Genomic DNA, 23710 nt, shown 5'->3' on the forward strand with positions numbered 1-23710 from the left:
ACGAATTCTTCCGTTTTTATGCATAAAAAAAGAATGTCCGGACGGACATCCTTGTTTGACTGCTCCGATCGGCGCGCCTACGCTTCCTTTCGTTTCCCCTCTTCGGCGGCGAAGGAGGGATGGCGCATCGTATAGAGCGTGTAGTTGTCTTTCGTAATTTCATACAAATCGTACACGTCCGCGCCGATTTGTTCAAGCAGCGGCCGCCGCGTTTCGTTGGCGGGCGTGACGTACGGCAGTTTTTCAGCCGCTTTGATCGAACGGACGTTAGCTTTGCGGATGCGCAAAAACACCGTTTCCATCGACAGCTCATAAAACAGTTCATGGAAAAACGCTTCTTTCGCGCGGCGATTGTAGCCGAGCCCATGATACGGTTTGCCAAGCCACGTGCCTAAAAAGCCAGCGCCATTCTCGATGTCAAACAAACTGATCGTGCCGATCGGGTTGCCCCATTCGTCCAAAATCGTGCGCGAAATCAGTTCGCCGCGTTCTTCCGCCTCGATGAGCTGTTTGGTCATAAACAAAAACTCTTCGTACGAGCCAGCTTTCTGGCGCACGAAAGGGAAGACGTCCGGGTGCACCATCAGCTCGTACAGCGCATGGCAGTCTTGCAGCTCGCGTTTTTTCAACATGGCCAATCCCTCCTTCGAGACGAGGGCAGCCTCCCAGCAGGAACCCACCCTCGAAATTTTTTATCGAACGTTCATGAAAAAAATTTCGGGGTGGGAATCGAACCCACTAGAACCAGCGCGAGCGCTGGTGGCGCACCATTTGCCTTCCCCTTCTCGTTGTCCGTATGCGGTTATGAACGAAAACTGCCTTCAAGTCCCTTTTATCATACACGATCTGTGTGAAAAAGAGAATCGCTTTTTTGTTAATTTTGTTTGGATATTTTTTGTCGGTCTTGTTGTAACAGCAAATCAGCGAGACAATCTTCCAACGTTGGAAACGAAAAGCGAAATCCGGCTTGCAGCAGTTTTTCCGGAATGACGCGTTGCCCTTTTGTCACGAGCATGCTCATTTCGCCAAGGAGAAGGCGGAGCGCTGCCTCGGGGACCGGAAGCCAATGCGGGCGGCGCAGCAAACGGGAGACGGTGCGCCCAAACTCATTCATCGAGACCGGATGGGGCGCCGTGAAGTTGATCGGGCCGGATAGCGTTTCGTGTTTGATGAGATAAGAAACGGCGCGGACGACGTCGTCAAGGTGAATCCATGACAGCCATTGCCGGCCGCTGCCGATCGGGCCGCCGACGAACAGCCGATACGGTTTGACCATCATCGGCAAGGCGCCGCCATGTCGGGCCAGCACGACGCCCAAACGGGCATAGACCGTGCGGATGCCGAGCTGTTCGATCGGACGGGCCGCCGCTTCCCACGCTTGAACCGTTTTGGCGAGAAAATCTTGTCCATACTCGCTCGTTTGTTCCGTAAATGTTGCGGTGTCCGATGTCCCGTAAATGCCGATGGCGCTCGCGTTGATGAACACGTTCGGATGGCGGGGGAGGGAAGCGATATATCGGGCCATCGCGTCGGTTGCCTGTAAGCGGCTGGCGACAATCCGCTCTTTTTGTTTGGCGGTCCAACGTTTCCGGTTGAGCGGTTCACCGGCTAAATTGACGGCCACATCGATCGTGTCCGGCCTTTTGTCATCGTCCAAGGAAAGATAATGAAGGCGGCCTTCCGAAGGACGGGGGGAGCGGGTAAAAATATAAACGTCATGCCCTTGTGCGGAAAAATGGCGGGCAAGCGCCCGGCCGATCAGTCCGGTTCCGCCGTTGATGGCGATGCGCATAGCGGTCTCTCCTTTCGCCAAACGATTTCTTTATTTACTATGTTCGTGCTGTGCGCGCCAATTCCTTTTTGTGATACGATAAAACGAGAGGAGAGATGGACAGGATGGGGACGATTATTGAAATCGCGCCCACGAAGGGAAACGGGGAACGGTTTTGGCTTGTCATTGACCGTGCCGAAGAGCCGCCGCTCAAGCTGACGGTCGACCAAGATGTGTTGCTCCAATTCCGGCTGAAAAAAGGGATGGCGGTCGATGAGGCGCTTTTGCGTGAGATCATCGCTGCCGATGGCGTAAAAAAGGCGTATCAGCAAGCGTTGTACTTTTTGGCGCGCCGGATGCGCTCCGAGCAGGAAATCATTCGCCATTTGCGCAAAAAGGGCGTTGCCGATGCGGTGGCGGAGCAGGTGCTCAACAAGCTTCGCGCCGAGCGGTATGTGGATGACGAGGCGTTTGCGCGGGCTTATGTATGCACGCAGAAAAAGGCGGCGAAAGGGCCGCTGCTCATTCGCGCCGAATTGGAGCGGCTTGGTGTACCGACTAGTTTGATCGAGCAAAGTTTGGCCGAGTATTCGTGGGAGGAACAACTGCATGGCGCCCGCGCTCTTTTCGAAAAGGCCAAACGACAACGCCGGGCTGAATCGGCCCGCGCGTTTTCTGAGCGGATTCGACAGCAGCTTGGGCGCAAAGGATTTCCTCATGAAGTGATTGCGGCGGTGCTGGAGGAAGGGAGTGGGCAAACGGACGAGCAGGAGTGGGAGGCGCTTGTCGTTCAAGCAGAAAAAGCGCACCGCCGCTATGCGCAGCACCCGCGCCCGCTGTACGAGCAAAAAATGCGCCAAGCCCTGTATCGCAAAGGGTTTTCCCTCCCTCTCATCGACGAATGGCTGCGATCTCGCGATGGCTGACGTTAGTCACCGCCGGCGATCGATCGAACGTCCGGGAGCGCCGGGGCGTAGCCATCGCGTCGCGAAGCCGTCCGGGTTCATCCGACCGACCATCAAGGTGGGTGAAAAAACGCCGTTTGCCTTGATCGATGATGGAACGCGTGAACATCGAGGCTGATGCAGCAAGTTTTTTGGCTCTTCACCAAAAGTTGTACTTGATTTTTTCGTCACGTACCTTACTTATGCAACGAAGAAAGAACAGGAAACGAATCATGTTTTGCATACACTTGTTAAGAGAAGTGAACCGTCTGTCAAGTACATGTTGTGGTGAGGGGCCAGTTTTTTCTCTTTGAGAACCGATGCCGAGAAGCGGTTGCGCGAGCCAATCACCAGCCTTCACCGGCAACGCGATTTCGCAGGCTGCAAGGGCAAAAAGAAAGGGGGAACTTCCGATGATAAACGAAGGAGCCAAGCGGTACAGCGAAATGACGAAAGAAGAATTGCAACAAGAAATCGCCGTGCTGGCCGAAAAGGCGCGCAAGGCGGAGCAAATGGGCATGGTGAATGAATATGCCGTCTATGAGCGGAAAATCGCCATGGCAAGAGCGTATATGCTCAATCCGGCTGATTTTCGCCCGGGCGAGATTTACGAAATCGAAGGGGCGCCCGGCGAGTATTTCAAAGTGCGCTATTTAAAAGGGGTGTTTGCTTGGGGATGGCGATTGAAAGGAACCGGTGAAGAGGAGGCGCTCCCGATTTCGCTTTTGCGCCGACCGGTGAGAGAGGAGAGCTAGGAGGTTGGTGATTAAATCGTGCATACCGCTCCCTAGCATCGTTTCTCAAATAGAAAAGTCTTGCAAAACTGCACACTTTTATTCATTGACAAAGGAAACCAATGTTTTTCAACGGCCTTCAAAAGGGGGATAAAAATGAAATCGAAAATTAGGAAAGTAACTTTTTCTGCAATTGCTACAAGCTTGCTTGCTACATCTGTTTTGCCAGTTGCTCATCCTGTTTATGCACAAAAAATGAGAATGACGAAAATGTAACAGTTATTTATGGTGAAGAAGAGGAAGATGTTAAGGCGCTTGAAGTTGTATTTGCAGATGAAAACCTTATGGAGCGAACTCTTCAAAGTGCTCAAAATGTAGGCCTTGAGCCGAAAATAAAGGTTCAAGTAGCTTCAACGGCAGCTGTTAAAGCCGCCATAAAAGGATTATTAAAAAATAAATCTAAAGTATTTGCTCTGGTGGAAAATATTGGTGGGAAAAGTACCAGGACAGCTCTTGAAAAGCGTTGGGATAAATTTGCTTAAATATGATTATCTTGTTTGGAAGAATATAGAAGACCAGATAGCTTCGGCTTTAACAGGAACTGGAATTAAAAATAGTACGGCTAGAAGCATTGCTTACTGGCTTACGAAAGTAGCAGAATGGTTTTTCTAAAATGTTAGGGAGGGATACATGATGAATTACGAAGAATTATTGTCTAGATTAGTGCATATGAAAAATGCCATAATATCTTTACATGAATACTTAGCTCCTGAACTAAAAACAAGAGATTTAGCGATTTTAAAATATGGATTTACAGAAAAACAAATATCACAATTAGATAACTATTTTAGAGAAATTGTGTTTAATAACGTGAGGCCTTCTAAAGAAGATTTTAGAAAAAAACTTGCTGAAATTAAAAATCTACCTGATTTAACGGATGAAGTATTAGAAGATGTATTATTAGGATATAAATCTGATGGTATGTATGTTAATATCATCGATGAGATATTAAAAAAATGAGCAGATATCTGCTCATTTTTTATTAATCAATTATCTGGGCTCATCACCACAACATGTACTTGACAGACGATTCACTTCTCTGAACAAGTGTATGCAAAACATGATTGGTTTCCTGTTCTTTCTTGGGTGCATAAATCAGGTACGTGATGAAAAAATCAAGTACAACTTTTGGTGAAGAGCCATTATCTGCTTATTCTCAATAAAAGTTTTGAAATTATGGAATATTTTTTAAATCCACTCATCTTCAATGCGGAAAAAGGGGCGTCCGCATGAAACGGAACCGCCCCTTTTGGCTAGGACTGCTTGCGCGTCTGCCGCTCCAAAATGATAAGGTCGAGCGTTTGTTGCGTTTCCCCGTTGACTTGCGAGTGGGCATGTTTCGGATTGGCCCACGGCTGTTGGAACGGATTGGAGTAAAGGTGATCGTAAAACGGTTTGTGCCGATGGCGACCCATGGCTGTTCACCTCGCTGCCGGAATGTGCCGGGGAGGGCGGTGGGCCGCACCGTGCCCCGGTGTGGCTGTTAGAAAAAGTCGCTTCGCTCTCCCGAGGCGCGCATCCGTTCCTGCGGGTGGGTGTTGGTTGTGCCGTCAGCCCGCTTCGATGCATATTCGGCTTTGGCGCGCGGCTCGCCTTCGAGCTTGTTGTTGTTTTGGTTTGGGAAATGGCGCTCTTTATTCCGCACGGCACATTCCCTCCTTTATGGCGTGCCCGTGTTGGGTGGCCAACACGGTATTTTTAGTATGGGAGGCTGTGCGGCGCTTATGTGTGAAAATGACTGGACGGCCACCCATCAGTTGTTAGGACAATACGATCATTTGTTCTGCTGGCGATCCGGCGACCGTCCGAACGGCCTCCATCAGTTGTTGGGGGCCAACTCCAGTTTTTTGCGCCGCCACGTTGGCACGGTAATGATGTCAGTGGTACCATTCACCGCGGCGCGGACGAGCTGTTGGCGGAAGCGGAGCCCGTAGTAGATGACCATGAGTCCGTAAACGGCGAGGAAGGTGTAGCCGGGATGGGCGCCGAGAAACAGGCTGCCGATGCCGGCGAAATCGTTTCATGCGTTTGGTTTGGCCGCCGAGGAGCGCTTTGGCCAACGAAAAAGGCCGATGCCCGAACGGGAGATCTGCCGTTTCGGGCCGGCCTTTTTTGCCGCGCTTGATGGAATGGACGTTACTCCTTGCTTCCAAGCTGTTGGCCGATGGCTTTCAGCGCGGACAGGCCAAACCGGATTGCCCGGTTCGTGTCTGGATCGTTGAGCGCTCGCAACAAGTCAAGCAGCCCGATTTTTTTCGTCTCCGCCTCTGTCTGTTCGTACGCGTCCATCACGCCAGCGGCAAGCTGTCCGAGCAGTTTGGCTGTCTTTTCCGGGTCGAGAGAAGCGGCCAAACCAGCGATGGAGAACAGATGGTTGATCATCGTTGTCACCGGTTTTTGATTGAGCTGGCCAACGACGATTTTGGCTACGTCTTCCCGCGCTTTCAATAAGGCGTTGGCCGCTTCGAGCAAGCCGCTTTCGTGAAGCTGCTCGATCAACGTCAAGAGCTCGCGGACCGCCTCTTCGCTGTCGCCGACCGCCGCTTTCAGTTTGGCCAAAGCTTCGGCCCGTTTTTCTTCCTCGGTCAGTTGACGCTTCTGAATGGCGGTAATCGGTTTAGCCACCGATTTTCACCCCCTTGGTTTCCTCGGTGAGCGGCACGTAATCGCGGCGCCGCCATTTCCGTTCAACTTCCACCCCGTTTTGCGGATGACGCTGTTTAAAGCGCGGGTTTGTGCGCGGCAGCGGCGTCCTGCCGGATCGTTCGATCACTTCCATGCGCACACGCGCTTGTTTGTAGGCCGGCGTGTTCGTGCGATGGTCGGTCTGCGGACCGGTCAACATATTAATGGCGCTCTCATTGGCGGTGGAGTGCATCGGCAAGAACAGCTCATTGCCTCTGACCCGATCGGTGACAAGCACGCGCACGTTGACGCGGCCGTACGGCGAGATGAGCCGGACGAGCGCCCCGTCCTCAATGCCGCGCTCGTTGGCGAGTTCCGGCGACACTTCGACGAACACTTCCGGGAATTTGTGCTCGATGCCTTTGGATTTATACGTTAAATTCCCTTCATGGAAGTGTTCCAGCAGCCGGCCGTTGTTGACGAGCAAATCGTATTCTTCCGGGTATTGCACCGGTTCGACCCAATCGGCCAGCGCAAAGCGGGCTTTGCCATCCGGGAAGTTGAACCGCTCTTTGTACAAAAGCGGGGTATCCGCGCCGTCATAGCTGCCCCAACATAAGCTGTTCCAGCCTTCGAGCCGGTCGTAATGCGCCTGCGAATAGAGCGGGGCGAGGCTGGCGATTTCGTCCATGATTTCTTTCGGACCAGCGTAATTCCAGTCGGCGCCAAGCCGTTTGGCAATTTCTTGAATGATCCACCAGTCTGGCTTGGAGTCGCCAAGCGGCTCGAGCGCTTGGTAAAACCGTTGGATGCGGCGCTCGGTGTTTGTGAATGTTCCTTCTTTTTCCAAACTTGGCGCAGCCGGCAAGATGACATCGGCAAATTGCGCCGTTTTGGACAAGAAAATGTCTTGAACGACGACAAAGTCGAGCTTCGCCAACGTCTCTTGCACGTGGTTGGCGTTGCAGTCAACAAGCGCCATATCTTCGCCGACGATATACATCGCTTTCAGCTCGCCGCGCTCGGCCGCTTCAAGCATTTGGATGTTGTCAAGCCCCGGTTTCGCATCGATGCGGACGCCGTACGCTTTTTCAAACTTCGCCCGCGCCTCATCATCGGTGACATGTTGGTAGCCAGGCAGCCAGGCAGGAAGCGAGCCCATGTCGCAGGCGCCTTGCACATTGTTATGGCCGCGCAATGGGAACGCGCCCGCCCCCGGACGGCCGTAGTTGCCGGTTGTAAGCAGCAAGTTGGAAATCGCCGCCGATGTGTCGCTGCCGCCCGTGTTTTGCGTCACGCCCATGCCCCAAAGGACGCACGTGCCGTCCGCTTCGTGAATCATTTCAGCGATGCGGATGAGATCGGCTTTGGCGACGCCGGTGACTTGTTCGGCATAGTCAAGCGTATAGTTTTCAAGCAGTTGCCGAAATTCAGCAAAGAAATGGACGCGTTCGCGAATGAACGCTTCATCGTGCCAGCCTTGGTCGATGATGTATTTCGTTACCGCCATCAGCCATACTTGGTCGGTGCCTTGTTTCGGACGGATGAACAAATCGGCCCGCTCGGCCATTTCGTTGCGGCGCAAGTCAGCGACGATCAGTTTTTGCCCAAACAGTTTATGCGCCCGTTTGACGCGGGTCGCAATCACCGGGTGCCCCTCGGCAGGGTTGGCACCGATGATGATGACCAAGCCGGCGGAAGCGATGTCATGAATCGTGCCGGAATCGCCGCCCATCCCGACCGTGCGGAACAGGCCGTCCGTCGCCGGCGACTGGCAATAGCGCGAACAGTTGTCGACGTTGTTCGTTTCAAATACTTGCCGCGCCAACTTTTGCATGAAATAGTTTTCCTCGTTGGAAATTTTCGAGGAGGAAATAAAGCCAATGGCATTGCCGCCGTATTGTTGCTTAATGGCGCCAAGCTTTTCAGCCACTAGATCGAGCGCTTCTTCCCACGTCGACTCGACGAACACGTCGCCTTTGCGGATGAGCGGCTTCGTCAGGCGCTCTTCGCTGTTGACAAAATCCCAGCCGAATTTTCCTTTGACGCATGTGGAAATCGCGTTGACCGGCGCTTCGGAAACCGGCTGGATTTTTAAAATCTTGCGCCCTTTCGTCCACACTTCAAACGAACAGCCGACGCCGCAGAACGTGCAAACCGTTTTCGTCTTTTTGATCCGCTGTTCGCGCATGGCGGCCTCGATTTCAGAAATGGCGAAAATGCTCGTATAGTTTGGCTCGACTTCTTTGACAAAATCGATCATCGGGTTGAGGACGTCTTTGTCCAAGCCGGTGAGAAAGCCCGCTTCGCCAAGCATCGATTTTTCCATTAAGGCGTTGCACGGGCAGACGGTGACGCAATGCCCGCAGCTGACGCATGACGATTCGTTGATCGGCACGCCGCCATCCCAAACGACGCGCGGCCGTTCCGCTTCCCAGTCAATCGAGAGCGTTTCGTTCACTTGCAAGTTTTGGCAAGCCTCCACACACTGCCCGCAGGCGATGCATTGGTTCGGGTCATAGCGGTAGAACGGATGCGACATGTCCACCTCGGACGGGTCGACTTTCGGCCGGTACGGATATGTTTGATGTTCGATTTGCATCATTTCCGCTGTGTTGTGCAGCTTGCAGTTGCCGTTGTTGTTGTCGCACACCGTACAGTAGAGGAGATGGTTCTCCAACAGGCGGTCCATCGCTTCTTTTTGCGCCGCCTTTGCCCGCGGCGAGCCGAGCTCGACGACCATGCCGTCCGCAACCGGCGTCGAACAGGCGCGAAGAAGCCTGCCGTTGATCTCGGCAATGCATGTGTCGCACGTTTGAATGGCGCCAAGCTCCGGCGTGTAACAAACTTGCGGATGCCCAATGCCGTGTTCATTGGCGACTTCCAAAACGGTCATCCCTTGTTTGGCGCGATACGTGCGTCCGTTGATGGTCAATGTCACCATGGATGGTTCCATTCTCGCTCCCCCTTTTTCCAAAATAAAACTCCACCAACGATGCGTGCTTCATCGTGGTGGAGTAGTTCTTTAGCATGGCGATACTAAACAACCAATCCATCGTTTTGGCGACTTCGTAGAAAAATCACAAGGTCATGACCTTGCCTTATGATTTTTCCACTATGGATACATTTGCTATAGTTTATTATAGTACGGCAAAACGAAGAACACAATGGATGGGCCGGAACTTTTTCTGGTGGCTTTCGGAAAGGGGAAGAAAAATGTCTAAAAAAGAAGCCGCTTTCAACGACATTGTGCGCAAAGTACGCAAACAGCTGTTTGGCAAAGGGCCGGAACGGATTAAAACGTATTTTGTCGACAACTTGGCGATTACGATTTTGCACGGCAATTTAACGCCGACGGAAAAATTTATCGCCCGCACCCCGGAAGGCCGGGAGATGGTGCACGCGGCGAGAACGAAAATGATTCAAGACGTGTACGCTCAACATGTGCCGGACGGCATGGAAGAGCTCATCGGTTCGAAGCTTCTTTATTTGTTCAGCGACATTAAAGTGGAAGAAGATATGGCCGTGTCCGTATTCGTGTTTGAAAAACCGATTGAATTGTGACAAATTTGTGAACAAAACGGTTGTCTTTCCCCGCTGTTCATGGTATGCTTATGAGTGTAAACAAGGTCAAACTAAAAGAAGCTTGGCCGGCTAGCCGCGGCTGTTCGGTTGGTTGGCAAGTTTCGAAAACGGATGTGCGTTGGTTTCGCTGCAGAAGCGCTGGGCGCAAACTACCGCCGCTTTTCGCTGACAGGGGCAAACAGTGCCTTTGTCCGGAAGGTGGCGGTTTTATTTTGGGGGAAAGGGGGATGGCAAGGGTGAGCGGATTTGCGGCGAAGCGGCGGCTGATTGTGAAATACCGGGACGGCCGCTTGGTTGAGGAAGAGGACGAGATCGCGCTCGAGTTTCCGTTGACCATAATGGTCAACGGCGAGGAGTTTGCGACGATCGTTTGCACGCCCGCGCATCTCGATGAACTGGTGAGCGGATTTTTAGCCGCGGAAGGAGTCATTCGGACGTATAGCGACATCAAAGCGATGACGATCGATGGCGAGCGGGGGTTTGCGTACGTCGAGCTCGCCGCAGGGGGACTGCCGGCCAAACAGTTTTATGCGAAGCGGTTCATCGGCTCGTGCTGCGGAAAAAGCCGCCAGTTTTATTTTTACAACGATATGAAAACGGCGAAAACGATTGTCGGCGGCATTACCGTGAAAGCGGATGACTGCATTCGCCTCATGGAAGCGCTACACGATCAGTCGACGGACTTTGCGGCGACCGGGGGGCTGCACAATGCCGCGCTCGCTACACCGAATGGGATAGTCGTCGCCCGTTCCGACATCGGGCGTCATAATGCGCTTGATAAGTTGTACGGCTATTGCCTGCGCCATCAAGTGGCGATGAAAGACAAGTTGATTGTATTCAGCGGCCGCGTCTCGTCGGAAGTGCTTTTAAAAGCGGCGAAAATGGGCGTGAGCGTCTTGCTCTCGAAGTCGGCGCCGACGACGCTCGCTTTGGATCTCGCCGACGAGCTCGGCATCACTGTGGTCGGCTTTTTGCGCGGACAAGCGTTTAACGTGTATACGCATGAGAATCGGATTATCAGTGGATGAAAGGGGAAAAGAGGCGATGAAAAACCGTTGGCTCATTGCGCTGTCGGCCGTTGGCATTCATCTTTCGATTGGGTCGGTGTATGCATGGAGCAATTTTACCAACCCGCTAAAACAATTGTTTGGTTGGTCGGACCAAAGTGAAGGCCGGAAAAGCGAAACCTTCGCTAGATTTGGCGCAGCTTACGGCCAATGAGGCGGTGAAAACAAGACGGTTTTGGTATTTATGGTTCATGCTGTTTATTAATGTGACATGCGGCATTGCCGTTTTGGCGGTGGCGAAACCGCTGGCAGTGGAAAGCATCGGCATCAGCCAAGCCGCCGCGGCGGCATTAGTTGGCGCCATCGGAGTGTTTAACGGGTTGGGACGCATCGGCTGGGCGTCGGCTTCGGATTATATCGGCCGTCCCAATACGTATACGGCGTTTTTCGTTTTGCAAATTTTGATTTTCTTCCTGTTGCCGAACGTGTCCATCAAATGGTTGTTTGTGGTGATGCTGACGATTGTGTATACGTGCTACGGCGGCGGATTCGCCTGTATTCCGGCGTATATCGGCGATTTGTTTGGAACAAAGCAGCTCGGTGCCATCCATGGTTATATTTTGACCGCTTGGGCCGCGGCTGGACTCGTCGGACCGATGTTTGCCGCGTATATTAAAGACACGACCGGTTCGTACGAAGGAAGTTTGGCCTTTTTTGGCGGATTGTTTGTCATCGCTTTCATCATCTCGCTGCTCGTGCGCATCGATATTCGCCGATTGCGCGCCCAACATGAACAAATCGCCTATGTTTCGGCGGCCAAGGAAAGTTGAGAACGATGTCCTTTTGCTCCCTCGGCGTGCGGCAAGCCACGCCGGGGGTTTTTTGCTATAATAAAGTGGATATTGATTATAGGCATCATGGGGGAAACATTGCATGACAAAGGAAACAGAGCGATTTCCAGCGCGCGCGTTTCAGCGCGCTTTGCTTGACTGGTTCGCCCGCGAGCGCCGCGACCTGCCGTGGCGGAAAGACCGCGACCCATATAAAGTATGGGTGTCGGAGGTGATGCTGCAGCAGACGCGCGTCGAGACGGTCATTCCGTATTTTGAGCAGTTTATCGAGCGGTTCCCGACGCTGGAGGCGCTCGCTGACGCTGAGGAGGACGAGGTGCTGAAGGCGTGGGAAGGGCTCGGCTATTACTCGCGCGTGCGCAATCTGCACGCGGCGGTGAAAGAAGTCAAAGAGCGGTACGGCGGCAAAGTGCCGGACGATCCCGATGAATTTTCCAAGCTGAAAGGAGTCGGGCCGTATACGGTCGGGGCGGTGTTGAGCCTCGCCTACGGCGTCCCGGAGCCGGCGGTCGATGGCAACGTGATGCGCGTCTTGTCGCGTCTGTTTCTCGTGACAGATGACATTGCGAAAACATCAACGAAAAAACGGTTTGAACAACTGATCCGCGAAATCATGGCGTACGAACATCCGGGGGCATTCAATGAGGCGTTGATCGAGCTTGGCGCCCTTGTTTGCACGCCGCGCCGCCCGTCGTGCCTGCTATGCCCGGTGCAAACCTACTGCCGGGCGTTTGCCGAAGGGGTAGCGGAAGAGCTGCCGGTAAAAACGAAAAAAACAGCGGTCAAACAAGTGCCGCTCGCGGTGGCGGTGCTAGCCGATGAGGAAGGCCGCGTGCTCATCCGCAAGCGCGACAGCTCCGGCTTGCTTGCGAATTTATGGGAATTTCCGAGCTGCGAAACGGCCGGTGCAGATGGAAAAGAGACGCTTGAGCAAATGGTTGGGGAACAATACGGCTTGCAAGCGGAGCTGACAGAAGCGATCGCTTCGTTGGAGCACGCGTTTTCCCATTTAGTCTGGAAGTTGACGGTCTTTCCCGGTCGCCTGATCAGCAGCCGGTCCGTCAAAGAGCCGCTTCGGCTTGTGTCTGAAGATGAGCTCGAAGCGCACGCTTTTCCGGTGTCCCAGCAGCGCGTTTGGCGCGAATACAAAAAATGGGCGGGCCAAATGCGCCGCCCCGATTAATCCGGCACCGGCATCGTGCCGTGTGTATACGTTGCTTCACGGCGCCCAAGGCCGCCGCGCGCTTCGATCTCTTCGATGATTTCCCGGTGAATCGTCTGCCCTTCGACGTTTAAATACGGAGCGATTTGTTGGAATGAATGATGAAAATAAGCAAGTTCGTCATCGGTCCATTCCGTTTTCGGAATCATCGCCAGCTCGGTCATGTCCCGGCCGACATACATAGGCAGCGCCTCCTTTGTTTGCGGAATTCGGCTATATTATACGTAAAGGAGAGGAAAAACATGAGCGGAAAAGTAGCAGTCGTCACCGGCAGCAGCCGCGGTATCGGCAAAGTGATCGCCTTGCGGTTGGCCAAGGAAGGATACGATATTGTCATCAACTACGCCCGCAGCAAAACCGCCGCCGAAGAAACGGCGCGTGAAATTGAAGCGCTCGGGAGAAAAGCGCTCGTCGTGAAAGCGAACGTTGGCGACGTTGAGAAAATTCGCGCCATGTTCGCCCAAGTCGATGAGGCGTTTGGGCGGGTCGACGTGCTCGTGAACAACGCCGCCTCCGGCGTGTTGCGTCCGGCGATGGAATTAGAAGAAACACATTGGAACTGGACGATGAACATCAACAGCAAAGCGCTGTTGTTTTGCGCGCAGGAAGCAGCTAAAAGAATGGAGCAAGTCGGCGGCGGGAAAATTGTCAGCATCAGCTCACTCGGGTCGATCCGCTATTTGGAAAACTATACGGCGGTCGGTGTCTCGAAAGCGGCGCTTGAAGCGCTGACCCGCTACTTGGCGGTCGAGCTGGCGCCGAAAAACATCGCCGTGAACGCCGTTTCCGGCGGAGCGGTCGATACCGATGCGCTGAAGCATTTCCCGAATCGCGATGAGCTCCTCGCTGACGCCGCGGCGAACACGCCGGCCGGCCGCCCCGTCAAACCGGAAGATCTCGTCAATGCCGTAATGTTTTTATTGTCCGATGCCGCTGAGATGATCCGGGGGCAGACGATCATTGTCGACGGTGGAAGATCTTTACTGTTGTAACGACAGCGGATAGAACGATCACCTCCGGGGCACAGTAAGGGATGTGGAGGTGAGAACAATGGCCAAACAAACGAACAAAACATTTGCTGGCACGAACATTCAAGAAGTAAAACAACAAAACGCACAATCGGCTCAAGCTGCTCAAGCTGGCCAATTCGGCACTGAGTTTGCGGCTGAGACGGACGTGCAACACGTCAAACAACAAAACGCGCAAGCGGAAGCCCGCAAAGCGCAAAACGTCAACCGATAAACGAGTCATCACCGACGGCTAGGGCTTGCCCCTAAGCGATGGCAGCGGGTGCTGCGGAAGCGGGAGCAAGAACTGGCCGAACGAGGAGAGACGAAAAAAGCAGGGGCGGCACGCCTCTGCTTTTTTGTCGACAAAAGCAGTCACGGTTGCGCAAAATTCGTGCAAGGGATTTTTCCATCGAACCGCGAACGGATAAGAAAAACGCATGGTCAACGGGAGGGGAGAGAACATGGGGTACGCATGGGCGGACGCAGAGGATGACGCGCTGTTTTTATGGCATGAAATGCAACGTTGTGAAGAGATCGCCCGCCAGTTGGAAGAGCTTGAGCATGAAGCGCCGACCGCCGCTCTTCGCGAGGAGGTTCGACGGATGAGACAGCAGGTGGAAGACATTCGGCGCCTCTTTTTCGCCCAGCTTTCTCTAGAAGGCCGGTGATTTAAGGGAGCAGGGAGCAAGCCGCTTATCCAGTCTGTTTCTCAAATAGAAAAGCCTTGTCGCATCAGGATCGTCTTTCAAACGCTCCCCCCCATTGCTCAAAAGAAACAACCGTTTTTCACCAGCCATCTAGAAGGCCGGTGAAAAACCGATGTCACACACCGATCGGCAGCCATTTTCATTCAGAAAAGAAAGCTGATTCTGCAAGGTTTCTCTCATTGAGAAATGGATGGAATCAGTAGTATTTGGCACTAAATCACCAGCCCCTAGGCGTTTCATGAGGCGAGATGGCTGTTTCCCACCGCTCGTTTGGCCGCTTCGGCGCGGCGAGCGGACTCGCTTTCTTTCCATTTGCGCAGGAAACAAGGTATAATAGGGGAAAGAAAAAGCTCCCATTGGAAAGTAGGGAAGAATGATGCCAACGCACCCTCGAGAAGGGAAAATCATTCAAATCCATAGTTATAAGCATAATGGGACGATTCATCGCATTTGGCAGGAAACCGTCGTGCTCAAAGGAACGCCGTCATATGTGATCGGCGCCAACGACAAAACGCTCGTCATGGAGGCGGACGGCCGGACGTGGGTGACGCGCGAGCCGGCGATTTGTTTTTTTCACGCCAAGCACTGGTTTAACATTATTGCGATGATCCGCCAAGACGGCGTGTATTATTACTGCAATTTGAGCTCGCCGTTCGTCTGGGACGAGGAGGCGCTGAAATATATTGATTACGACTTGGATATTAAGGTGTTTCCAGACATGACGTATATGCTGCTTGACGAAGACGAGTACGAGCGTCACCGTCGTGAAATGAACTATCCGGAAGTGATCGATCGCATTTTAAAAAACAACGTCCATAAGCTCATTGGTTGGATTCAAGAGCGGAAAGGGCCGTTTGCCCCCGAGTTTGTCGACAAGTGGTACGGAACGTTCCAAGCGTATCAAAGATAACATAGCGGCACGAAAAAAGCCTGTTCGGCACCGCTGGCAGGTTTTTTCTGCTTTTCGGGTGAAGCAGGCGGTCCGCTACGAGCGGCCGCCTGTTGCCTTTTCGAGCTCTTTTTCAAGTTTATCATCGTAGTGATAATGATGGAAGCTGTCAACAAGTTTGTCGAGATGTTCAAGCCGGTCCCCGTAATCGATGAGCGCTCCAATCAACGAAAACAACCGATACTCAGCAGGCGGTTCGCCGCCAGCGTAAAGAGCGGAGGCGAGCCGTTCGCGTTGGCGGCCGATTTCCTTGGCCCTTTTGTCGTGGGGGAGCGGTTTGGCCTTATGGATAAATTTCAGCAACAGCTGTTCGTGATAGTCGAGCAAGTGGCTAAGGTGCAAGCAAATGGCTTCGCGGAGTTCAGCCGGCAAGCGGGTGAACTCGTTTTCGAGCTGATGAAGCCATTTCAAGACGGACAACGCGCGATGGGCGGCGATGATCATTTGCCGGTATAACACGAGCTTGCGCGATTTTTGGAAGCGCAGGCGCCGGAAGTACGTGCGTTCTTCTTTATACATGAAATACAGATGATCCAGTTTTGTCATTTCTTCATGCAATGTTTCAATCTCGTCTTTTAAGCGATGATGATCGGCTGCCTGTTGTTTATGGAGGCGAATCCATTTTAAAATTGTTTCTGTTTTGCCGCTAATTGTTTCATACAATTTTTTTTCATATTTGGGCGGCAAAAAAATCAAGTTGACAAGAAAAGCGGCAAAAAGCCCGAGCATGATTGTGAGAAAGCGGATGGCCGCAAACTCGATAAACTGCCGGTCGGTATATTCCATAATCGCGATCACGGTCACGAGCGCGACCGAAATCGTCGAGGATTCGAGGCGCATTTTCAGGCAAAGGGCGATGACAATCATGATCGTTAACCCGACGATCAGCGGATCGCGGCCGAGAATAAGAACGGCGGCAATGGCAAACAAGGCGCCGATCACATTCGCTTGCACTTGCTCGATCAGCGATAAATACGAACGATAAATGGTCGGCTGCATCGCGAACACCGCTGAAATGCCGGCAAACACCGGAGACGGAAAATGAAAGAGCGCCCCGAGAAACAACGCCAGCGCTACGGCAATCCCCGTTTTCAAAATGCGGGCACCGAGTTTCATCTATGATCAAAACTCTCCTTTTTCGTTTTCCTGAACCATTCAGTACTATACACACTTTTCTATATGAGTTCAAGGAAAAAATAGAACGGGGGTGACCAAAAAAATGGTCTGCCTCAAGATAGCAACCCTATCAGGTGGCAGAAGGAGTTGGCATAAATAAAAGAGGGGCAGACCGAAAAGGCGATCTCGCTTCAAGAAAGACAGAGCATATCGTGTGGCAAAGGAGCAGCTAGCGCCTATATAGCGGTGAGAGAGGGGCAGACCGAAAAGGCGATCTCGCTTCAAGAAAGACAGAGCATAATCGTATGGCAGGGAAGCAGTTAGTGCCTCTATATAGCGATGAGAGAGAGGGTGGCCCAAAAGGACCGGGACGCCCTCTTTCGTCGCTATATATGCGTGCTGACTGCTTCTGCTGCACTATATGTTGTGCCTATCTTGAAAGAAGGCGACCTTTTGGGGCAGCCCCTCGTTGCCGAAAGTTTAGAACGTGACGGGAAGGCGAGGGGTGCGGCGGTTGGAAAGGCGGGCGTTTACTTCTTGCCGGAAGCGGGTTCCCTCAAGCCACAGCAATGATCCAGCGGCCGAGCGGACAAGAGCCAACGGCCGACCAGGGGGCAACGGCTCGGCGTTGTCGCCGTACGGTTCAGTAGTGATGAAGATACGGGAAAGCGATTCCGTTCTCCACAGCGCCCCTTCCGTTTCAGCCAGCCATATCGCTTCATGATCCAAGCTGGCGACGATGCATCTGCTGTACGGCCGCGGCGGGGACGAGACCGTTTCTGGCGTCAACACAAGCGCGGCCGCCTCGAGCAAGCTGTAGCCATTGTCGTAGACGAGCGTTTCCACGGATGAAGCGGACGTCTCGCCGCCATCGACGAGCAGGCCTGCTGCCCCAAGTCGCCGATAACCATGAGGCGCATCTGCCGTTTGGGTATACGCAAAGGCAGCCGATGAGGCGAAGAACGGATGGGATACATCTAGGTCGCGCCGCAATTCGTCCACGGTGTTCGCTTCGTAGATGACGTGGAGATGGCTGAGCGAAGCGACGCGGACATCCGTTTGCCGCTCCATCGCGACTGCTAGGCGGAACAAGCGATCGGATAGGGAAAACACATCGCTCGGCAGCATGGCGACTTGCCAAAACAAGGAATTTTTTTGCCAAGATGGCCGAGTCGATTCGAACAGCAGGGTGAAGCCGAACTGTTTGATCAGTTGGCGCAGGCCCGCTTGAATCGGCTCCGGACGGGCGGAGCAGGAAAGAAGCACATGGCCGACGATGAAATGGTCGTTGGCGGCAATTTCCGGGTTTTGTCCGGCGTTGGCGAGCTTATCCATCCACAGCTTGCGCGGAATATCAAATTGAACGGCAATATTCGCTTCACGACAGTGTCGGTCGGCCGATTGGCTCCAGCCGGTGAGCGTTTCTAGGACGGCGTTCGTATGGCTCTTTGTTCCCATCCCGTTGATTTCCATGACCGCCGCGAAAAAGGCGGGCTGCCCTTTCGCCGCTTGGGCCGCGTTGGCTGTTGGTTGATCCATGAACGTTAGGCGCAGGCGGAAGCGCGCGCTCCCGTGGCGCCGGCCACCTCCTCTCAAAGCATGACGGAAAAAGGGGAGTCTTAATTTTCAAAATTTGTTGTTTATCATACCATGGGGGGCAGAGGAAATCAATGGACGTTGGTTAGGGGGGGATCATGTTCACAAAATTGTCGAAAAGCTTGACGAAAACGGCCGTGTTCCCCTCGCATGGACGTTTGCGGGGCAAAAGGGAAACGTTCAACATCTTGGAGGAGGGAGATTTCATCTTGGATCGGGCTTTGCAATGTCATTTCCGAACTGGAATAAACTGTTGGTTTTCTGGCGTGCTCCATCGCCAAAAAGGAGTGAAGAGCGGCTCGGTCGTGATGGAAAGGGCGCCCAATGTTTGGAAAAGGCGCCCTTCTGGACATGTCGGTGGACAGACCGAGTTTTCTGCTCGTTCTGGCGATTCATGATCGCTTTTCTCACGTTCGGCAATCGATTGGCCCGCCACCTCCCGTTCTAGCGATTCATGATAGGTTTTTCTTCCATCATTTCCGCGCGGCGTGCTGGGAACAGCCGCTTTTCGTCCTTCCTGCTTCGGCAAGGAAAGAGGCAGTTACAGTTGTCGGAACGCTTTGCCAACGGCATCGATCGTGTAGGCGATGTCGTCTTCGGTATGAGCGAGGGTGATAAACCATGCTTCATACTTGGACGGTGCAAGATTGATTCCTTGTTTGAGCATGAGCTTGAAAAATTTCGCAAACAACGTGCCGTCGCTGCGCTGGGCTTGCTCATAGTTTTCGACTTTTTCTTCCGTAAAGAAGACGGTGAGCGCACCTTTTAAGCGGTTGACGGTCACCGGCAGGCCGCATTGGCGGGCATGGGCGAGGATGCCTTCTTCGAGCATGGCTCCTAGCCGATCCAGATGTTCGTAGACGCCCTCTTGCTTTAACACTTCAAGGCAGGCGATGCCAGCGAGCATCGACGCCGGGTTGCCGGCCATCGTCCCCGCTTGGTACGCCGGTCCGAGCGGAGCGACTTGTTCCATAATGTCTTGGCGTCCGCCGTATGCGCCGATCGGCAAGCCGCCGCCGATAATTTTCCCCATCGCTGTCAAGTCGGGTTCGATGCCGAGCAAGTTTTGCGCTCCGCCATACATAAAGCGGAAGGCGGTGATCACTTCGTCGTAAATGACAAGCGCCCCTGTTTGGTGGGCGATATCGTTCACCGCTTCTAAAAAGCCTGGTTTTGGCAGAACGATGCCGAAGTTGCCAACGATCGGTTCGACCAATACGGCTGCGACTTGCTCGCCCCAAACGTTCATCGCTTCACGGAACGATTCCGCATCATTGTACGGCACCGTAATCACTTCTTGGGCAATGCTTGGCGGCACGCCAGCTGAATCCGGCGTCCCTAATGTCGATGGTCCTGAGCCGGCGGCGACGAGCACAAGATCTGAATGGCCATGGTAGCAGCCGGCAAATTTGACGATTTTGCTGCGGCCGGTGTAGGCGCGGGCGACGCGGATCGTCGTCATCACCGCTTCCGTTCCTGAGTTGACAAACCGTACTTTTTCAAGCGACGGAATCGCCTCTTTTAACATTTTGGCGAACGTAATCTCATGCGGCGTCGGCGTGCCGTACAGCACTCCGGTCTCGGCGGCGCGGCGGATGGCCGCGGCGATGTGTGGATGGGCGTGGCCGGCGATGATCGGCCCGTAGGCGGCCAAATAGTCGATGTACCGGTTTCCATCTACATCCCAGAAATACGCTCCCTGCGCCCGTTCCATCACGACTGGTGCTCCGCCGCCGACGGCTTTGTATGAGCGGGACGGGCTGTTCACCCCGCCGACAATGTGCTTAAGTGCTTCCTCATAGAATTGTTCTGATTTGGTCCACTGCATCGTTTGATCCTCCTGTTTCCGATGACTGCGCCTTTATTTTACCATAATGGGGTTGTCAGTTGCGGCTAGGGTGTTCGCGCGCACAAACGAGCCCCTTTGGTATGGATGAGACACAAAAGAGGTGCAAATGACGATGATTTATGTATAATGAATGGCGATGTAACGGAAAACAGGCAAACCCCTTTGTTAGTCGGCAACTAAAGAGGCGGGAGGAGAACGATGAACATCATTGAAGTTGAACAGCTGCGAAAAGAATTTAAAGTCCATAGAAGCCGCTCCGGCCTCGTCGGGGCGTTTCGCGATTTATGGACGCGCCGTTACACGACCGTTCGGGCGGTTGACGGCATTTCTTTTGCTGTCAAGCGAGGTGAAATCGTCGGTTATATCGGCGAAAACGGGGCCGGCAAGTCGACGACGATCAAGATGTTGACCGGTATTTTAACCCCGACGTCAGGTCGCATCGTCGTCAACGGGATGAACCCGCATCAAGAGCGGGAGAAATTTGTGCGCACGATCGGCGTTGTGTTCGGCCAGCGCTCGCAATTGTGGTGGGATATCGCGGTTCAAGAATCGTTTCGCTTGTTGAAAAAAGTGTACCGCGTTCCCGATGAACAGTACGACCGCCATATGGGCGAGGTGATCGAGATGCTTGAGATCGGATCGCTGCTTGATAAGCCGGTGCGCAAGCTGTCGCTCGGGCAGCGGATGCGCTGCGAGCTCGCCGCCGCGCTCATTCACAATCCGCCGCTGTTGTTTTTGGACGAGCCGACAATCGGTTTGGATGTGCTTGTTAAGCTCAACATCCGTCAGTTTTTGAAACAGTTGAACGAGCGGTACGGAACGACGATTTTGCTGACGACGCACGACATGTCAGACATCGAGGCGCTGTGCGAGCGGGTGATTATGCTTGACGAAGGAAAAATCATTTATGATGGTTCGCTCGAAACGTTAAAAGAAAAGTGGGGACAAGGAAAACGGGTGGCGTTTACATTCGCAGAAGCAACGGCCGCTCCGTCTTTGCAGGAGCTGACAGTTGACTTGGATGTCGTCTGGAAAAAAGGAGAGCAGCCGAACATTTGGGTGGCGCACGTTCCATCGGGAGGAGTGCCGGAAGTCGTCAGCCGCGTCGCCGCCCGCTACCCGCTGCAAGATATTCGGATTTATGAAGCGTCGACGGAAGAGATCGTTCGCCACATTTACGAAGAGGGTGCGGTGCATGGATAAGTATATGGAAATGATTCGCATCCGCTTTTTAATGATGCTCGCTTACCGGACCAATTATTATACGGGGATTCTCATTTACGCCATTAACATTGCGGCGTACTACTTCCTTTGGTCGGCCGTTTATGGGGGCAGGCCGTCGATGCAAGGGATGTCGCTTGAGCAAATGACGACGTATGTCGCCATTTCTTGGCTGGCGCGGGCGTTTTATTTTAACAACCTTGACCGCGAAATCGCCATGGAAATCCGGGATGGAAAAGTAGCGGTGGAATTGATCCGCCCGTACAGCTATTTGGGAATGAAAGCGGTGCAAGGGCTTGGCGAGGGGCTGTTCCGCCTGTTCTTTTTATCATTGCCTGGGCTTTTGGTCGTATCGCTTTTTTTGCCGCTGCAGTTTCCAGAACACGCGAAAACGTGGTTCGCCTTCGCTCTGTCGCTTTTATTCAGTTTTATCATTTTTTCCGAGCTGAACTTGCTCGCGGGGGTTGTGACGTTTTTTACGTTCCGCAATGAAGGATTGCTGCGGGCGAAGCGGTTTATCATCGACTTGTTTTCCGGGTTGATTTTGCCGCTTTCCTTTTATCCAGATTGGGCGCAGCGATGGATGCACTATTTTCCGTTTCAGGCGATCAGCTATATCCCGAGCATGATTGTTACGGAAAGCTTCCAAGGCGCCGCCGTTCGCGATGGCCTGCTCATGCAGGCGGCGTGGTGCATCGCGTTGCTGTTCCCGCTTGGATGGTTATGGAGGGCGGCGAAACGGCGTCTCGTTGTGCAAGGAGGGTAAACGTTGTTTTACGTATCGGTGTTTGTTCAATACATGGGGCAATATATGAAGACGAAACTGCAATATCGTGCCGATTTGTTCGTAGAGTGGCTGTCCGACTTGATGGCTCAGGCCGTCAACTTGATCTTTTTGCTCGTTGTGTTCAGCCATACGCCGCTCCTTCACGGTTGGTCGCGCGATGAGATGTTGTTCATTTACGGCTTTTTCCTCGTGCCGTACGCCGTATTTGCGGCCTTTTTCAACTTATGGGATTTTAATGAGCGCTACATTGTCCAAGGCGAAATGGACCGCGTGTTGACGCGCCCGGTGCACAGCCTGTTTCAGATCATTCTCGAGCGAATGGAGCTCGAATCGTTGCTTGGCGCTGTGCCCGGGCTGGTCATTATGGTGTATGTCGGCAGCCGCTTGTCGCTTTCGTTCCATTGGTATGATGCCTTGATGTTTATTTTGCTTGTGGTCGGCGGGGTGTTGATTTATGCCGGCATTTTCATTTCGCTGGCGACGATTAGCTTTTTTGCCGATGCCCGCACATCCATCATGCCGATGATGTACAACATCAGCAGCTATGGCCGCTACCCGGTCGATATTTACCATCGCGTCATCCGCTATATTTTAACGTGGGTGTTGCCGTTTGCCTTCGTCGGCGTCTATCCGGCTTCGTATTTTCTCCGCAAGGAAGAATGGTATGGCTACGCGTTTTTCACTCCGGTCGTCGGCGCCTTGTTTTTTGCCATCGCCGTCATGCTTTGGAACGCTGGGGTGAGGTGGTATCGCGGGACGGGGAGCTGACTGCCCCGTCCGTTTTTTGCTTAACGGAGGCTGTCATAAAAATGCCAAACAACGGCCAAACAATTGCCATAATCGTTTATGCATAGTTCTCGCTTCATCGTGTAAAATAATTTGTGAATATATTCACAATAATGAGGAGGGAGACAGCGATGAAAAACGGAGGAGGAAATCGCGTGGCGGTCATCGGCACCGGGTTTGTCGGCGCCAGTTATGCTTTTGCTTTATTGAACCAAGGGATTGCCGATGAAATTGTGCTCATCGATGCGAATGAAAATAAAGCTGCGGGCGATGCGATGGATTTCAACCATGGGAAAGTGTTTGCGCCGAAGCCCACGGACATTTGGCATGGCGATTACCGCGACTGCCGCGACGCTGATTTAGTCGTCATTTGCGCCGGCGCCAATCAAAAACCAGGCGAGACGCGGCTTGATCTAGTGGATAAAAATATCGCCATTTTCCGCTCGATCGTTGAATCGGTTATGGCATCCGGGTTTCAAGGATTGTTTCTTGTCGCCACCAATCCGGTTGATATTTTAACATATGCGACGTGGAAGTTCAGCGGCCTGCCGCCAGAACGAGTAATCGGATCGGGCACGATTTTGGACACCGCCCGCTTTCGCTTTTTATTAGGCGAGTATTTCGCCATCGCCCCGACGAATGTCCACGCCTACATTATCGGGGAACACGGCGATACCGAGCTTCCGGTCTGGAGCCAGGCTGACATCGGCGGGGTGCCGATCCGCAAGTGGATCGAATCGAAAGGAGAACAGGCAAGGGAGGATTTGGAGCGCATTTTTGCCAACGTTCGTGACGCTGCTTATCAAATTATCGAGAAAAAAGGAGCATTCCCGTTAGGAGCTTTTCCGGGGACTTGATCAAAAAAAGCCCTCTTGGTATGATGCAGGGGT

General features: G+C 53.1%; 26 protein-coding genes and 2 pseudogenes. 17 read left to right on the forward strand and 11 right to left on the reverse strand.

What is annotated here, in order from left to right; genetic code table 11:
- Window positions 1-77: 77 nt before the first annotated feature.
- Window positions 78-632 (reverse strand): GNAT family N-acetyltransferase, encoded by a 555-nt coding sequence (locus tag B4113_RS12280; protein WP_033844562.1) that lies wholly within the window; start codon window positions 630-632, stop codon window positions 78-80.
- Between the two features lie 242 nt (window positions 633-874).
- A complete protein-coding gene (locus B4113_RS12285) occupies window positions 875-1792 on the reverse strand; it encodes a TIGR01777 family oxidoreductase (protein WP_033844559.1) in 918 nt (305 codons plus the stop codon).
- A gap of 104 nt (window positions 1793-1896) precedes the next feature.
- Here B4113_RS12285 and recX point away from each other — a divergent pair, with 104 nt between their 5' ends.
- The 4 genes from recX to B4113_RS12305 all read left to right on the forward strand — a co-directional run bounded on the left by recX (window position 1897) and on the right by B4113_RS12305 (window position 4469).
- Window positions 1897-2697: a recombination regulator RecX gene (gene recX, locus B4113_RS12290; RefSeq protein ID WP_033844558.1), complete on the forward strand. Its 801-nt coding sequence runs from the start codon at window positions 1897-1899 to the stop codon at window positions 2695-2697.
- Between the two features lie 431 nt (window positions 2698-3128).
- The gene (locus tag B4113_RS12295; protein WP_033844556.1) at window positions 3129-3470 is read left to right on the forward strand and encodes a YfhH family protein; all 342 of its coding nucleotides are present in this window, start codon (window positions 3129-3131) and stop codon (window positions 3468-3470) included.
- 323 nt (window positions 3471-3793) lie between these two features.
- Window positions 3794-3991, forward strand: coding sequence for a hypothetical protein (locus B4113_RS19910; protein WP_033844554.1), 198 nt, complete (start codon window positions 3794-3796; stop codon window positions 3989-3991).
- A 151-nt stretch (window positions 3992-4142) separates the two neighbouring features.
- Window positions 4143-4469 carry a hypothetical protein gene (locus B4113_RS12305; RefSeq protein ID WP_033844553.1) on the forward strand — a complete coding sequence of 109 codons (327 nt, stop codon included), beginning with the start codon at window positions 4143-4145 and terminating at the stop codon, window positions 4467-4469.
- Window positions 4470-4762: 293 nt separating this feature from the next.
- Here the strand turns inward: B4113_RS12305 and B4113_RS18940 are convergent, their stop codons facing one another.
- The 5 genes from B4113_RS18940 to fdhF all read right to left on the reverse strand — a co-directional run bounded on the left by B4113_RS18940 (window position 4763) and on the right by fdhF (window position 9090).
- The gene (locus B4113_RS18940) at window positions 4763-4924 is read right to left on the reverse strand and encodes a YpzG family protein (RefSeq protein WP_081897256.1); all 162 of its coding nucleotides are present in this window, start codon (window positions 4922-4924) and stop codon (window positions 4763-4765) included.
- Between the two features lie 68 nt (window positions 4925-4992).
- A complete protein-coding gene (locus tag B4113_RS12310) occupies window positions 4993-5154 on the reverse strand; it encodes a small, acid-soluble spore protein K (RefSeq protein ID WP_033018877.1) in 162 nt (53 codons plus the stop codon).
- A 174-nt stretch (window positions 5155-5328) separates the two neighbouring features.
- The gene (locus tag B4113_RS20990) at window positions 5329-5454 is read right to left on the reverse strand and encodes a hypothetical protein (protein WP_255358715.1); all 126 of its coding nucleotides are present in this window, start codon (window positions 5452-5454) and stop codon (window positions 5329-5331) included.
- 191 nt (window positions 5455-5645) lie between these two features.
- Complete coding sequence (locus B4113_RS12315; protein WP_033844550.1) at window positions 5646-6134, reverse strand: DUF1641 domain-containing protein; 489 nt, start codon at window positions 6132-6134, stop codon at window positions 5646-5648.
- Complete coding sequence (gene fdhF, locus B4113_RS12320; RefSeq protein ID WP_061912538.1) at window positions 6127-9090, reverse strand: formate dehydrogenase subunit alpha; 2964 nt, start codon at window positions 9088-9090, stop codon at window positions 6127-6129. The genes B4113_RS12315 and fdhF overlap by 8 nt, the downstream gene beginning before the upstream one ends.
- A 260-nt stretch (window positions 9091-9350) precedes the next feature.
- Between fdhF and B4113_RS12325 the strand changes: the two genes are divergently transcribed.
- The 5 genes and pseudogenes from B4113_RS12325 to mutY all read left to right on the forward strand — a co-directional run bounded on the left by B4113_RS12325 (window position 9351) and on the right by mutY (window position 12760).
- On the forward strand, window positions 9351-9698 hold the full coding sequence (locus B4113_RS12325) for a DUF2294 domain-containing protein (protein ID WP_011229964.1): 348 nt from the start codon (window positions 9351-9353) through the stop codon (window positions 9696-9698).
- A gap of 257 nt (window positions 9699-9955) precedes the next feature.
- Window positions 9956-10747, forward strand: coding sequence for a formate dehydrogenase accessory sulfurtransferase FdhD (gene fdhD / locus B4113_RS12330; protein ID WP_033018881.1), 792 nt, complete (start codon window positions 9956-9958; stop codon window positions 10745-10747).
- Window positions 10748-10763: 16 nt separating this feature from the next.
- Window positions 10764-10940, forward strand: coding sequence for a hypothetical protein (locus tag B4113_RS21225; protein ID WP_369802265.1), 177 nt, complete (start codon window positions 10764-10766; stop codon window positions 10938-10940).
- Window positions 10882-11556, forward strand: a pseudogene (locus tag B4113_RS12335) (MFS transporter); the annotation flags it as partial. The gene B4113_RS21225 and the pseudogene B4113_RS12335, both read left to right, overlap by 59 nt.
- Before the next feature lie 103 nt (window positions 11557-11659).
- Window positions 11660-12760: an A/G-specific adenine glycosylase gene (gene mutY, locus B4113_RS12340; RefSeq protein ID WP_033018883.1), complete on the forward strand. Its 1101-nt coding sequence runs from the start codon at window positions 11660-11662 to the stop codon at window positions 12758-12760.
- Here mutY and B4113_RS12345 read toward each other — a convergent pair.
- Window positions 12757-12981, reverse strand: a complete 225-nt coding sequence (locus B4113_RS12345; protein WP_031405621.1) for a hypothetical protein — start codon at window positions 12979-12981, stop codon at window positions 12757-12759. The two genes, mutY and B4113_RS12345, sit on opposite strands and share 4 nt — an antisense overlap.
- 60 nt (window positions 12982-13041) lie before the next feature.
- Between B4113_RS12345 and fabL the strand changes: the two genes are divergently transcribed.
- The 4 genes from fabL (at window position 13042) to B4113_RS12365 (ending at window position 15426) form a co-directional block, all read left to right on the forward strand.
- A complete protein-coding gene (fabL, locus tag B4113_RS12350) occupies window positions 13042-13791 on the forward strand; it encodes an enoyl-[acyl-carrier-protein] reductase FabL (protein WP_033018885.1) in 750 nt (249 codons plus the stop codon).
- 58 nt (window positions 13792-13849) lie between these two features.
- The gene (locus B4113_RS12355; protein WP_033018886.1) at window positions 13850-14041 is read left to right on the forward strand and encodes a gamma-type small acid-soluble spore protein; all 192 of its coding nucleotides are present in this window, start codon (window positions 13850-13852) and stop codon (window positions 14039-14041) included.
- Window positions 14042-14270: 229 nt separating this feature from the next.
- Window positions 14271-14477, forward strand: a complete 207-nt coding sequence (locus B4113_RS12360; protein ID WP_200878272.1) for a YgaB family protein — start codon at window positions 14271-14273, stop codon at window positions 14475-14477.
- A 415-nt stretch (window positions 14478-14892) separates the two neighbouring features.
- Window positions 14893-15426: a DUF402 domain-containing protein gene (locus B4113_RS12365; protein WP_033018888.1), complete on the forward strand. Its 534-nt coding sequence runs from the start codon at window positions 14893-14895 to the stop codon at window positions 15424-15426.
- A gap of 75 nt (window positions 15427-15501) precedes the next feature.
- On the opposite strand, the gene B4113_RS12370 is transcribed toward B4113_RS12365, so the two are convergent.
- From B4113_RS12370 to B4113_RS12385, 3 genes are all read right to left on the reverse strand, one after another.
- Entirely contained in the window at window positions 15502-16581 is a 1080-nt protein-coding gene (locus tag B4113_RS12370) for an aromatic acid exporter family protein (protein WP_033018889.1), read from the reverse strand.
- 480 nt (window positions 16582-17061) lie between these two features.
- Window positions 17062-18120 (reverse strand): hypothetical protein, encoded by a 1059-nt coding sequence (locus B4113_RS12375; protein ID WP_061912539.1) that lies wholly within the window; start codon window positions 18118-18120, stop codon window positions 17062-17064.
- Between the two features lie 598 nt (window positions 18121-18718).
- Window positions 18719-20005 carry a glutamate-1-semialdehyde 2,1-aminomutase gene (locus B4113_RS12385; protein WP_033018891.1) on the reverse strand — a complete coding sequence of 429 codons (1287 nt, stop codon included), beginning with the start codon at window positions 20003-20005 and terminating at the stop codon, window positions 18719-18721.
- A gap of 219 nt (window positions 20006-20224) precedes the next feature.
- Between B4113_RS12385 and B4113_RS12390 the strand changes: the two genes are divergently transcribed.
- The 4 genes and pseudogenes from B4113_RS12390 to B4113_RS12405 all read left to right on the forward strand — a co-directional run.
- Window positions 20225-21229, forward strand: a complete 1005-nt coding sequence (locus B4113_RS12390) for an ATP-binding cassette domain-containing protein (RefSeq protein WP_033844528.1) — start codon at window positions 20225-20227, stop codon at window positions 21227-21229.
- Entirely contained in the window at window positions 21222-22013 is a 792-nt protein-coding gene (locus B4113_RS12395; RefSeq protein WP_061912540.1) for an ABC-2 family transporter protein, read from the forward strand. The genes B4113_RS12390 and B4113_RS12395 overlap by 8 nt, the downstream gene beginning before the upstream one ends.
- Before the next feature lie 3 nt (window positions 22014-22016).
- Window positions 22017-22802 (forward strand): ABC transporter permease, encoded by a 786-nt coding sequence (locus B4113_RS12400; protein WP_033018894.1) that lies wholly within the window; start codon window positions 22017-22019, stop codon window positions 22800-22802.
- Between the two features lie 149 nt (window positions 22803-22951).
- Window positions 22952-23671, forward strand: a pseudogene (locus B4113_RS12405) (L-lactate dehydrogenase); the annotation flags it as partial.
- Window positions 23672-23710: the final 39 nt, after the last annotated feature.

This window comes from Geobacillus sp. B4113_201601 (genome assembly GCF_001587475.1).
Taxonomy (GTDB): domain Bacteria; phylum Bacillota; class Bacilli; order Bacillales; family Anoxybacillaceae; genus Geobacillus; species Geobacillus icigianus.